The following is a 13076-nucleotide window of genomic DNA, read 5'->3' as shown; positions in this document are numbered from 1 at the left end:
GTGATAAGTGATAAAGTAAAACAAGTCCTAAGCTACTACGAAAGTGAAAACCCTGGGGTAAAAGCAAATCTTACTCGTATTCTCATGCATAGAAAGCTTGGCGGCACTGGCAAGTTAGTGATTCTGCCAGTAGATCAAGGATTTGAGCATGGTCCAATTAAAAGTTTTGAAGTTAACCCTGATGCTTATGACCCACATTATCATTTTCAGCTTGCGGTTGATTCGGGAGTAAGTGCATATGCTGCTCCACTTGGTATGATTGAAGCTGGTGCTGCAACTTATGCTGGAATGCTCCCACTTATTTTGAAACTTAATAGTTCCAACTCTTTACATTCAAAGGATCTAACCTCTGATCAGGCAATAACCTCTTCTGTGAAAGATGCGCTGCGTTTGGGCTGCTTAGCTGTCGGATTTACTATATATCCTGGTTCTGCTAAGTGTTTCGATATGATGGAGGAAGCCCGTGGAATCATAGCTGAAGCCAAATCTTACGGGCTTGCAGTAGTGCTATGGTCTTATCCACGCGGTGAAGGGATTTCCAAAGAAGGTGAAACAGCAGTTGATGTTATTGCCTATGCTGCACACATAGCAGCTTTGCTTGGCGCTAATATAATAAAAGTAAAACTTCCAACTAAATATTTGGAAAGGGAGAAAATAGAAACAGAAAATATTGAATCATTATCTAAAAGAATTGAATATGTTAAAAGGTCTTGTTTTGCAGGGAAAAGAATAGTAGTTTTTTCTGGTGGTGAATCGAAGGAAGTAGATAACATATACAATGAAGCGAAAGAAATTAAGCAGGGTGGCGGTAATGGTTCAATCATTGGACGTAACACTTTTCAACGCAAAAGGGAGGAGGCTTTATCTATGCTAAAAGATATAATGGATATCTACACATAAAAAACGGCTGGGTGGCAGAATGGCTTATGCGGAGGACTGCAAATCCTTTTATACCGGTTCAATTCCGGTCCCGGCCTCTTTCATTCTCTATATCTTGTAAAAGTTAACAGTAGCTTTAAGTGTGTAACCTATAGAGAAAGCTTGTCCATAGTAAAATCAATTTCTTTTCAAGTTATGGTTATACTCTTATAGCGTTTCATGGTAAAAAATAAACTAAAAATAAGCAAAGTGTTTTACAAACGTAATTTACTATTTTTACTACCGCCCGAAGTTGCTCACTCTTTGGCAATTATGGCATTAAAGAAAATGCCTTATAAGAATCCTATAGAGCTACCAGAATCTTTGAGTGTGAATTTTTTTGGTAATAAGCTCAGAAGCCCCATAGGTCTGGCTGCAGGTTTTGACAAGAATGCAGAAGTTATAAGGCCTATGCTCTCATTTGGTTTTGGGTTTATTGAAACTGGTACTGTAACTCGTAATCCACAATATGGAAACAAAAAGCCAAGAATTTTTCGGTTAATTAAAGATCAAGGGGTAATTAACAGATTGGGATTTAACAATAAAGGAATAGACTATTTTCTTAAACAAATAGGTGAAACCAAGCTTGATGACTGCATTTTTGGCATCAACATAGGAAAAAACAGTACATCAAAGGACCAAATCAGCGATTATGTTGACTTAATAAAGATAGTATATGGAAAGAGCAATTATATAGTGCTGAACATCTCATCCCCAAACACGCCTAATTTACGCAATCTGCACAATAAGCAAGAATTATCGGAATTGTTGAAATCCGTAACTCTAACCCGAAAATCAATTGATAATTCTAAATCCATACCAATAATATTAAAAATCTCACCAGATGTAGATCAGCAAACGAAAGAAAATATCGCTGAGCTTGCGTTGGAATATAAGATTGACGGATTAACAGTAAGCAACACTACGGTAAGTAGAGATAATCTGCATTCTCACCATAATGAGAGTGGTGGGTTGAGTGGCAAACCGCTGTTTAAACTTTCAACCGAGTTATTGGGCGATATGTACAAATTTACTAAGGGCAAAATATTATTGATAGGGTGCGGAGGAATCTCAAGTGGTGCTGATGCATATAAAAAAATAAAGGCAGGAGCTTCTTTGGTGCAGTTGTACACTGCTCTCATATACCACGGACCTCAAGTTGTAAACAAAATTAATCTAGAACTTGCAGAACTAATAAGGAGAGATGGATTTAGTAACATTAGTGAGGTGGTGGGTTGTATACATTAATTTTGGAAGTTGGTGGTATTATTTTAATAAAATAAAACTAATTCTCTGGTATAAAGGTGGTAGAAAGTGCTTTTCTTTTAAATAATTGGTATGAAGAGTTTGAATGATGCAATATCTAAGATCATTGATTATAAATTTACAAATTATGCAATATTAGAAGAGGCACTAACTCACCCAAGCGTAAATAAAAGGAATAGCAAAAACCAGATTGTAAGCTACGAAAGACTAGAGTTTTTGGGCGATAGTGTTTTGAATATGGTTGTATCTGCCACACTGTTTAAACTATTTCCTGAAGAAAAAGAAGGAGCATTGGCAAAAAGAAAGACGGATTTAGTTTGTGGCAACACCATTGCTAATGTTGCTAAAGAAATAAAATTAGGCAGCTTTATCATCATGAATAATAGTGAACGCTGCAATGGAGGGAGATGTAACTTAAAAAATTTAGAAAACTCGCTTGAAGCACTAATAGGTGCAATTTATATTGATGGCGGGCTTGAAAATGTTGAAAAATTTATTATCCAATATTGGGAAAAGCTAGCTAAAGGCATGCTTGACCCCCCTCAAGATCCTAAAACCTCACTGCAAGAGTGGACTCAGAAAAACAAATTGCCTTTACCAGAGTATGAGCTTGTAAAACAAACTGGACCAGCGCACAATCCTGAATTTACTATATCAGTTTGCATAGAAGATTATGGTAAAGTTTCTGCATGCGCTTCTAGTAAAAAGATTGCTGAACAAAAAGCTTCTGAGTTGATGCTAGAAAAAATTGGAAAAGACGCTTCAGTTTAGGCAAAATAGGCATTAATGTAAATTTTAAGGAAGCTAATAGCGTTTAGGGTAAATGGTCAATTTAAGGAGAAGCATAGTATAGCTCTTTCCACAGAAGTCCGGATATGATAAGATTAAGGATAGATGGCGATAAGGAGGTTGGATGCCGGCAGCATATAGTTATGATTTAAGAAAAAAAGCAATGGAAGCACTAGACGAAGGGGAAAGCAGAGAAGCAGTGGCAGCAAGATTTAAAATTGGACGAACTACTTTGTGGGAGTGGAAGCAAAGAAAAAAAGAAACAGGCGACTTTCAGTCAAAAAACTCGGTAATGGAGGTTACAATCAGAAAATTATCGACTGGAATAAGTTTATCGAATTTGCTAAAAAACACGGTAGAAAAACTCTGTCGGAAATGGCTAAACTTTGGGGCAACGTTAGTATCGAAACGATCCACCGAGCTCTCAGAAAAATTGGATTTACGCGCAAAAAAAGACATATGGATACAAGGAAAGGAACGAAGAAAAACGTGCTGAATTCTTAAAAATTATAGCAACAAAAGAACCAGAAAACTTAGTGTATATAGATGAGTCTGGGATTGATAACACGGAGGACTATCCATATGGGTATTGCCAGAAAGGACAGCGATTTTATGCCCTAAAATCTGGAAAAAAAACTCAACGAATCAGCATGGTTGCAGCCTTAAGTAGAAGAAAGATAGTTGCTCCATTAACATTTGAAGGCCACTGTAATATGGATATTTTTAATGGATGGTTTGAGCAATTTTTGGCACCGATCTTAGAACCTGGACAAACTGTCATTCTTGATAATGCTACTTTTCATAAGTCTGATAAGCTTATCAAGCTCGCTAAAGGAGTCGGTGCAGAAATTTTGTATCTGCCGCCTTATTCTCCAGATTTTAACAAAATTGAGCATCATTGGTTTGCTATAAAAAACAGAGCCAGGAAAAACATTCCTCTATTCGAATCCTTTCGTCGTGCTGTTGATTCTGCCTTCCTATGACCTATTCGGACTATTATGAGAAATGCTATAAGAGGTTGTCCGGAAACTAGTAAATTCAAGCATATTCCCTCTTTAACATAACCCTACTCATAGCTAGGTATATGAAATTCTCAGTGGATGTTGTGAGTAAATCATACTCCTTCGATAGCCTTCTATTCCTATTAACCCAAGCAAAAGTCCTTTCTACAACCCATCTTCTTGGCTGTACTTTAAACCCTTGTTCTCTTGTTGGTAGTAGCTCAGGTGGAGTATCTTTGTGCACCCAAAATCTACATGGAGGCCTTTTAACAATTTCAATATCTATGTCATATTCTTCCTTTATGTGATTCTTTAAATTTCTTCCTTGGTATCCCATTTCAGCCCACATTTTTTTAACTTTAGTATATTTTGTTCTCATATTGTTTAATGCTATTTTAATACCATCTCTATCATTTTCGTTAGCAGCGCCTACGTAACAACCTAGTATAAAACCCTGAGTGTCTGTAATTATATGCCTTTTTCTACCCTTTACTTTTTTACTTCCATCATAGCCTTTGATCCCCCCTTTTCTGTAGTCTTTACAGATTGACTATCTACTATACAGGCACTCGGCTGCTCATTCATTCCTATTTTTCTTCTACTATATTTTGTAATTTCATAATTCATTTTCTCAAAAATTCCCTGCTTCTTCCATTGCCTGAACTGCTCATACACAGTCTTCCATAGCGGAAAATCATTTGGTAAATACCGCCATTGACACCCTGTACGCAATACATAGAAAATTGCTTCTAATATTTCTTTTTTGCTATACTTTGGCGGCCTTCCTCCTTTCTTGTATGATACTCTGAAGTGTTTTTCTATTCTTGCCCATTCCCTTTCGCTTAGATCTGTTGGATACTTTTTTCTCATCTTTACCCCGTACTAAAATTTCAGATATTATAGCCTTTTACTTGTTTCCGGACAACCTCTAACTAGATCCTATGGTCAAGCCATAGGATGACAGGAACGGTTTTATGCATTTTTTAAAGGGCAACATGTTTAAGCTTTGCTGGCAAAATGGAAAGTAAGACCAGCCTCTATACCGTGTGTGTGAAATAGTTGATTACCTATATTTATTTCCTCAGTTACTTTGCTACCTGAGCTAGGATCAAGCTTCTTTTTTTTATCATTATTAGGGTCGTCTACCACTTGTCCTAACCTTTTTGCTGTAAGCTTAATATCGCTACCAATAGCACCAAAACCTCTATATCCGATATGCATATTTACATCTTCGTTTATGCGATAGTCAAAGCCAGCTTTTAATTGACCTGCGGGTCTTATTGACGGTTTTTCAAACATCGTCATTCTTGTTGCACCGATCCCAATACCAACGTAAGGAGAAAAAGAGAAACGGTCACTTTTCCAATGATGATAAACATTTGCCATTACAGATATGTTCTCAATTTGGCCATGACTAACTGCAGCACTATAGAGATAAGTTTCTTTATCAGGATCCTCACCAGTCTCCTTTAGGTATGAAACAGTTATTTGGCTACTTGTTAAACCAATATTATCCACTTTTACAGAAGAATACATCCCTTCCAATTCAGCCCTATAGCTGTTGTTACCCAATTCCCCTGTGTAACCAAATGCCACATTTGCAGCAAAAGGTGGATTATAATCTCCTTTATACTCACTTAGTGACTGACCTTCTGTGTTCTGAGCACCCCTGTCATTTATAGACAAATTTTTGATACCTGTAGTGCTTGTTTTTAGTACGCTTGTGTTATTTAAATATTGACCGTAATACCCACTACCAAAGTAAAACCCTTCTGTTTCACTTGCAAAAGATTGTTGTGACAACAATAAAGCAAATGCTGTAACCGCTAATGTTTTTTTACTAATCATTACTACTCCCCTAGTTAAAATAGCTAATCTAATACTAATTAATTAAAAATGGCTTAATATGAAAAACCTAATTATTTGCATAACTTGCACTTTTCTGAGCTAAAAATAGGCAAAGTTAACCTTACTTCTCGTCATTTTTTAATTTATCCTCATCTTCAAATTCATCCTCCTCTTCTTCGTCATCAAACCCATCATCGCTCCTATCCTCATCTTCCTCGTCATCATCTTCAAACTTATCGTCGATATCTTCATCATCAATATCTTCGTCTGCAAATTCATCTGATTCATCATATACTGCATCTTCGGTTTTAGTTTCAGCAGGATAATCAACTGAATTAGGTCCCTCAAGAACATTATTCCCCTCGTTATTAACCTTATCTTTGCTCGCAGCGGCAGAAAGAACTTTGTTTGGGTCATATGGTTCTTGTGTAGGCACACGAGTTTGTTTGAGCAGCCTTCTTGTGAAGGTGGTATCACTGTAGTACAAAATTTTCTTTGATTTAATTGGGTAAGTCGACTCTATTAAAATTATCTGATCGTCACGTGGCAACATAATAACTTCTTGAGGCAATAGCAATGCTCTCTGTATTTCAGAGATATGTAATGACCTTGAAGCAGGATTTAAATCTAAAAATTTAGGCTTATTCAACGATTCTTGTTGTACAGTTTTGTTTCCTATAAGTTGCGATATTAAATTAGCTGTTTCAATATTATTGGCTGCAAAAGTTATTCTGTAAGTCGAGTTTGACAAAAAGGAGTTCATCCCTGCTTCTTCGTATATTCCTTTGAGCTGCTCAGTATCTTGAACAATTAAGAATAACCTAACTCGATAACCACGAAAATATGCAATACCTGTTTGAAATTGCTCCATTTTTCCAAGTGTAGGAAACTCATCCATTAAAAACAATACGCCATAAGGCTCGTCATCCGATGGCAATTTTCTACATAAAAACTCAGTTGCCTGTTGGTAAAAAACCTGCATTAAAGGCCTGAGCCTAGTCAAGTTGTCAGGAGTTAAACCAACATAAACTGTAATTTTCTTCTTTTTAAAATCTAGAATATTAAAATCACTTGACGCAGTTGCAGTATCAATCAATGGGTTTGCCCACAATTCAAGTGATGAGTTCATGGTTGATACAACACCTGACCTTTCTTTATCAGCTTTTTGTAAAAAAGCTGCAATATTCATATATGCTACAGGGTGTAGTATTTTACCCATTGTATCAAGAGCAACAGCAAGATTATAAACCACGTCATCACTACGCATCGTACGCACAACTTCACCAAAAGATTTAACTTTCTCTGGTGCAGCAAGTAAGTATAATACCACTCCAACAAATAAGCTTCTTGCTTCATTCTGCCAAAAGTCTTGTTCAGGCATGATTAGGTTAGCTATTTTCTGCACATCGTCAACCATCTGCCCAGGTTTTTCACTAATCCATTGTAATGGATTGTAACAGTGACTTATTCCATCTGGCTGCGCTGGATTCCATACGTATACTTTTTGTCCTTGTCGTTCTCGCCAACCACTTGTTATTTCATAGTTTTCTAATTTTATGTCGTGTACAATTACCGAGTCAGTCCAAAATAATAAATTAGGAATTACAAAGCCAACACCCTTACCAGAACCTGTAGGTGCAAATAACAATGCATGCTGAAACCCATCAGAAATGAAGTATCCTCTTTTATCTTTACCAAGCAATAATCCCTTTTTGCTTCTTAATCCTGCTTTTCGTATGTCTTTCTCTGATGCCCACTGCGAATCTCCATGAAGTGATTCCTTCTTTTTAAATGGTCGCCACTCAATTATCCTTTCTCTTAAATTCCATAAGATAATCATTAAAACAATGATAGGCAGTGCAGAAGATATAATTAATGTGATTTTGAGCTCAAGGCTATATAACTCTGGATGATGCCAACAATATTGTATATGATCAAAAATCGTTGGCCAAAGAGCTTGAGGGAAAGGCGTCAAACTAGGATTAATTGCCTTAAAATCCACAGCATCCGGACCATCAGCAAACAGAACAAACAATATACCAGATAGATAGAAGCAAAACTCAAGTACGCTAAAAGCTACTACACCTCCTATGAGAATATTACGTAGGTGATTTCCATTACTCATAAACTACTCTTCCTTAACTTATGTATAAATTTAAGCATTTTCGCTCGCAGATCTAGTAAATAATATCTCAGAGATGCTTCTTTTGCCCCCACCGGTTCTTTTTAGCTGAATAACAATATCAATCACATTTCTAATGTATGGTATAATTTGGTCTGGAGGAATGCCAAGATTTGCCTGCATAACCATCAATTTTATTTGCTCAAGGGCCATTGTTGGACTATCTGCATGAAGGGTTGATATTGATCCAGGGTGACCAGTATTTATCGCCCTGAGAAAACTAAAAGCTTCCGCTCCACGGAGCTCACCAACTATTATTCTGTCTGGCCTTAAACGTAAGCACGCTTCTATCAAATCTTGAGTGGTTACTTTTGCTCTGCCCTGCCCTCCTTTAGAGGCAATTAGATGGACTTTATTGGGATGATCGTTCAAAACGATTTCCCTTGCATCCTCAACAGTAATAATTCTTTCCTCAGCTGGAATAGCACGCAAAGTAGCATTAGTAAAAGTAGTCTTACCAGTGGAAGTTCCACCACTAATTATAATATTTTTCTTACTTATTACAGCGTATTCTAAAAACTCTTTTATTTTTTTTTGCCTTAACAATAAATCCAAATGACGGTCAACTGGATTATCAGTTGCTTCTGTAACAGTTTCAGAAAAAGCCCCCATTTTTTCGTAATCATCGAGTGCTAACTGCATGCTAGAAGGCTTACGAATCGACATGACTACTTTATCAGGTTCACATGCTGGCGGAAATACTATCTGTATACGATAACCATTTGGTAATGTTGCCGAAAGTAACGGCGCTTCTTCGCTAAGTTTTTGTTCTGTAGCTTGAGCAATCAGTCTGCCAAGAGATTTCAAATGGTTAAGATCGAATACTTCTAATTTTTCACACCTTATTTCACCGCGATTTTCAATCCATACTTCCTTTGGCTTATTTATTGATATTTCATTTACGCCTTCTTCTTGAAATATGCCTTGTAATGGCTCCAAATATGTATCAAGTGCAGCATAGTTCATTTCATTGATTTAATATTGCCTGTGGAGGAAATACTATATCTTGGTTAACAAATACTTTCAATGCAGTGCCTTGATCAACATAAATAGTTGGTTTTTTATCTGTATATCTGCCCACTACATCCCGCATATCTTTAGAAAAATCCTCGATTGATTTCCCGATTGCTTCATCATAAACAGACTTGCTTTTTCTTTGAATTTGTTCTAACAGTTGATTTACAATTTCCAGGCTTATATTTACCTCGTCTTCTTCAATTCCTAGTGCTTTTGCTATTTCCTCTTTCATTATTTTTAGTAAATCTTGTCTGCTTTTGGCACTCCGAATTCTTCCGATAGCCCCAAGGCCTAATTTCCATTTGTCACTAGATATCTTCTTTTCTGGGTCAATAATGAGTTGGAGAGAAGAAAAATCTATTTCGGTTGCAGTGATAGACTTTACTGCATCTCTGACAGTTAGCGTATCAACAAGATTAGAAGCCTTTTGCCCTATAACAGCAGAACCAATCGAAACACCAGCAAGTGTCACTGAAGAGAATAACGCACTTACTATTTTGTTATCAACTATTCCTGCTATTCCTGCTCTACCAAGCTCGTCAGTACTAAGTGATGAGATTGCAATATCTATTCCATGTGGCAGAATCACTCTATTCCAGTTTATATTTACACGAGATTTAGCAACATTCGAGTCAAATGAATAACTGCCTATCAATCTTGAGCCTTTAGGTATTAAAACTGTATCACCAGTTTCTGCATAAACATCTCTACTCACCATAGCACGCAGCATTCCTTGCAGATCAGAGTTTATTGCAGTTTCAAGAACAGCATCAATAATTTTACCTTGAGTAATCATTAAACCAAGCTTTCCTACTCTGGTAGCTTTGCTCGATTGTGCTGAAGTGTCGGATAAAATAGCATCAGCAGCCTTGTTCTCTCCACTACCACCTGAAATTGTCAACATCTGTGCACTACGTCTGTCTCTAGGATAACCGCCACCCCCTATTGTAGGAAACGAGGTAGGTAAATTGCCCATAACATTACTAGAAGGAAAATTTTGCTTTGGCAAAATAGGTATATTTGACACAGGAGTTTCTTTTGGTTTCTCTTCTTCTTTTTTCATCACTTCTTCTTTTCTAATTTGTTTTATTTCTGGTATGATTAGTGGTGTAGGAAGAGGAGGTAAGGGTGGTAAGGGATCAGTTATTATTCTTTCAGGAACCATTACATTATCTGGAACTTGTTCCAACTTTCCTTTCAATTCTTGAACGTTTTGCTTTGTTTCCTCTTTTTTAATAACTTCTGAACCCTCTTTAGGAGAAGGACTAAAATAGAGATAATACACTCCACCAGCCAGAAGCACTAAAATAATGACCATCAATGCCCTATGACCTTGATTAGAGCCAACTGTTACTACCTTATTCTCTATTTCTGATTCATCTTCTGAATTGTTACGCCTTTCTTTATTCATATTGCATGTACCACAGCTAAAGTGACCTATTTATAATTTCAACTTCACCATCTTCATAACGCATAAATAGCTTTTTATGTACTCCTTTTATTATAACATAATCATCAAATAACAGCCTTTTACAAGGTTTATCCTCCCCTTCTACAAAAACCTGAGGTATTTTATTATTATTTCTAAATTTTAAATAGGTTAAATAACCATCATCAAATAACTCGATCGGAACTATATCCGCATTACCACCTTCATCAATATATGTATAATTGTACTTCGTATCATTTTCTTGTATTATTTTTTCTAGCTTGTCTGTAGTATATTGCATTTGAGTAGGTAAAGAAACCTCATCTAAATCAACATCAAATTCACCTTCTTCTTGAGGATAATAAAAACGTACTACGTAAGATATATCCTTTTCAGCAGAATAATCGTGATCTACTTTCTTAGCATCAGTATCCGGGTATTTATCGTAGTTTGGCCTTGAGATTAAATCAAAAATGTAATTTCTTTTTTTAGTTGTCGTAATAATCATGTTAGTGCGACTACTAACTTCAAATGGCATGATAAGCAATTTATTGTCATAAGGATTAATTTTCCAACTTGATGCATCACCAACAGCGATATTTTTAACTTTTTCTCCTTCCGCAAATTCAATATAAGAATAGTAACCCTGACTAAAAACCACCGTAAATACTTCATTAGGGCTATACACAAAAGTCTTTATTCTACTATCTATAGAAATAGGCTCATTATAATTAATGGATGCGTTTAAATTGCCACTTACAAGTAAAGCTAAAACTAATAATATCCTATACATATTCATCATCTACTCTATATGAAATAACTTGAAATCCTAATGGGTTAATATATCTTTGCTGATCATCCATTTCAAGCGATGCATATCTATATGACATAATAACTATCTTATTTTTTCTCGTAGAACTTCCATCTTTCCGTGTAAATTCCACAAAAAATCTCACCTGAAGAGCATCGTTACCCAACTTTTGAATTGAGCGAATTTTAAATTCACTTTTGGTATCTGAATATAAATTAAAAAGATCATCCATATTCTGCGATCCTACATAATTTCTAAATTCATTATACACATTAGGTGAGGAAAACAACCTCACCTTTGTATAATAGTTATAATTATAATGATATGGATCAAAAACCTCCCTTGCTTTTATATACTCTGAAATAAAATAATCGTTTAGCGCTTCATCTGCAGAATACTGTTTTACTGTGACAGGATCAACCAATTGCACTATTCCTGATTTCTTGTCAATTTCTATAACAAATGGCTCAATAGTGCTACTTGTGCTAATTTTAAATATGACTAATATGCTGATAGAGATCGTTGCTAATAATATTAATGCAAATAAAAGTAGAATATTCCTTTGAGCAATAACTGTGCTGTAGCGGTTTGAATTCCAATTTATATCCTTATCTAAGGATTCAGTATTTTTTTCTCGCTTAAAAAATCTTAGCATTTTAGTATTCCTAAAAATCTTAACTTATGTTAATAAACATAGCAAATTAACAAAGTAGTTACAGCAAAAAAGCTAAAAAACTCTTAATCTATGGCCTAATTTACCAAACTTTGTCTCCATATATGAATCGTTATATTTATTACGTTCCACAATAAGTGGTAGACACTTTGTAACTCCTATACCACTACTTTCCAATTCTGACAATTTCCTATCATTGTTTGTAAGTAATTGGATTTTGTTAATGTTCAATTTCTTAAGCATTTTAGCTGCAACAGCAAAACTCCTTTCATCATCTTCAAAACCCAATATTCTATTTGCATCAACAGTATCAAGATTATGTCCTCTTTGCATACTGTACGCTCTTAACTTATTAGTTAAACCAATGCCTCTTCCATCTTGCATCAAATACAATATAATACCACTTCCAGAGTCAGCTATCATTTGAATTGCTTGATGTAACTGACTTCTGCAATCGCATGACAAGCTATCTAACAAGTCACCCGTATAGCACGAAGAATGAATTCTCACTAATGGTTCGTCATCTTTATCTGGATTGCCAATGATAATTGCATGATGTTCTCTTCCACCACTTTCGGTTCTATAAGATATGATATTTACTTCTTGAGTCTGTTTTAAAAATAATGATGTTTTGCACACTTCATATACATCCTGATTTTCTTGAAAATTATTTATGAATGACGTGTCCAGTGCAATAACGTCATTTTTCTCGCACCAATTTCGCATTTCATGGTTATTCTCAAAAGTCATATCAGCCACTAACGCGTATGGCAATAATTCTGAGAACTTAAGCAAGGCAATAGCACATTCATCTATTGTCTTTGAGCATTGCAACTCTTTTATGCAATCTTCCTTTGAACAGTTTATTAAATAGAGCAGTTCATCAAAATTATTCACCAACAGACGTTTGCTGTTATGTTCTTTATTCTGAGATATGTATTTTACCTTACTTGAAGTTAAAGTAACATATACATTACTTGATGTAAGCTTGTATTGATTAAATAAATCTCTTTCTAAAGCCTCAGCAGCAGCAAACAATAGGTAATTACTTTCATCATATATTACAATTGGCCGACCGCGCCTGATTTCGCTGATAGCTCTTTCTACCTTATTGCTACTCTGATTTCCTATAAACATTTTTA

At 35.6% G+C, this 13076-nt stretch carries 11 protein-coding genes, 1 tRNA gene and 1 pseudogene; 5 read left to right on the top strand and 8 right to left on the bottom strand.

Annotation, left to right across the window (positions count from 1 at the left end):
* The first annotated feature begins 3 nt into the window (after positions 1 to 3).
* The 5 genes and pseudogenes from ABWU67_RS06380 (at position 4) to ABWU67_RS06360 (ending at position 3956) form a co-directional block, all read left to right on the top strand.
* Positions 4 to 900 carry a class I fructose-bisphosphate aldolase gene (locus ABWU67_RS06380; RefSeq protein ID WP_353282239.1) on the top strand — a complete coding sequence of 299 codons (897 nt, stop codon included), beginning with the start codon at positions 4 to 6 and terminating at the stop codon, positions 898 to 900.
* A gap of 5 nt (positions 901 to 905) precedes the next feature.
* Positions 906 to 977: transfer RNA gene (locus tag ABWU67_RS06375), tRNA-Cys, on the top strand.
* Positions 978 to 1098: 121 nt separating this feature from the next.
* On the top strand, positions 1099 to 2166 hold the full coding sequence (locus ABWU67_RS06370) for a quinone-dependent dihydroorotate dehydrogenase (RefSeq protein WP_007548704.1): 1068 nt from the start codon (positions 1099 to 1101) through the stop codon (positions 2164 to 2166).
* Positions 2167 to 2256: 90 nt separating this feature from the next.
* Complete coding sequence (gene rnc, locus ABWU67_RS06365; RefSeq protein WP_353281969.1) at positions 2257 to 2955, top strand: ribonuclease III; 699 nt, start codon at positions 2257 to 2259, stop codon at positions 2953 to 2955.
* A gap of 142 nt (positions 2956 to 3097) precedes the next feature.
* Positions 3098 to 3956, top strand: a pseudogene (locus ABWU67_RS06360) (IS630 family transposase).
* Positions 3957 to 4011: 55 nt separating this feature from the next.
* Here the strand turns inward: ABWU67_RS06360 and ABWU67_RS06355 are convergent.
* From ABWU67_RS06355 to ABWU67_RS06320, 8 genes are all read right to left on the bottom strand, one after another.
* Positions 4012 to 4844, bottom strand: a protein-coding gene (locus ABWU67_RS06355; protein ID WP_353281801.1) for an IS5-like element ISWpi1 family transposase whose coding sequence is annotated in 2 segments (ribosomal slippage) — positions 4012 to 4475 and positions 4475 to 4844 — 834 coding nt in all. Because the reading frame shifts where the segments join, the coding sequence is not laid out codon by codon here.
* 129 nt (positions 4845 to 4973) lie between these two features.
* Positions 4974 to 5822, bottom strand: a complete 849-nt coding sequence (locus ABWU67_RS06350) for a P44/Msp2 family outer membrane protein (protein ID WP_353281967.1) — start codon at positions 5820 to 5822, stop codon at positions 4974 to 4976.
* Positions 5823 to 5943: 121 nt separating this feature from the next.
* Positions 5944 to 7947, bottom strand: coding sequence for a type IV secretory system conjugative DNA transfer family protein (locus ABWU67_RS06345; protein WP_077188467.1), 2004 nt, complete (start codon positions 7945 to 7947; stop codon positions 5944 to 5946).
* 30 nt (positions 7948 to 7977) lie between these two features.
* Entirely contained in the window at positions 7978 to 8970 is a 993-nt protein-coding gene (virB11, locus tag ABWU67_RS06340; RefSeq protein ID WP_065094644.1) for a P-type DNA transfer ATPase VirB11, read from the bottom strand.
* Between the two features lies 1 nt (position 8971).
* Positions 8972 to 10432: a TrbI/VirB10 family protein gene (locus ABWU67_RS06335; protein WP_010962301.1), complete on the bottom strand. Its 1461-nt coding sequence runs from the start codon at positions 10430 to 10432 to the stop codon at positions 8972 to 8974.
* A gap of 16 nt (positions 10433 to 10448) precedes the next feature.
* Entirely contained in the window at positions 10449 to 11249 is an 801-nt protein-coding gene (virB9, locus tag ABWU67_RS06330; protein WP_174515708.1) for a P-type conjugative transfer protein VirB9, read from the bottom strand.
* Entirely contained in the window at positions 11236 to 11916 is a 681-nt protein-coding gene (locus tag ABWU67_RS06325; protein WP_151807683.1) for a virB8 family protein, read from the bottom strand. The genes virB9 and ABWU67_RS06325 overlap by 14 nt, the downstream gene beginning before the upstream one ends.
* Positions 11917 to 11988: 72 nt before the next feature.
* Entirely contained in the window at positions 11989 to 13071 is a 1083-nt protein-coding gene (locus ABWU67_RS06320) for a GTP cyclohydrolase II (RefSeq protein WP_010082649.1), read from the bottom strand.
* Positions 13072 to 13076: the final 5 nt, after the last annotated feature.

Source organism: Wolbachia endosymbiont (group A) of Aleiodes leptofemur (genome assembly GCF_964028465.1).
Classification (GTDB): Bacteria; Pseudomonadota; Alphaproteobacteria; order Rickettsiales; family Anaplasmataceae; genus Wolbachia; species Wolbachia pipientis.
This window is presented reverse-complemented; position numbering and strand designations above follow the sequence as displayed.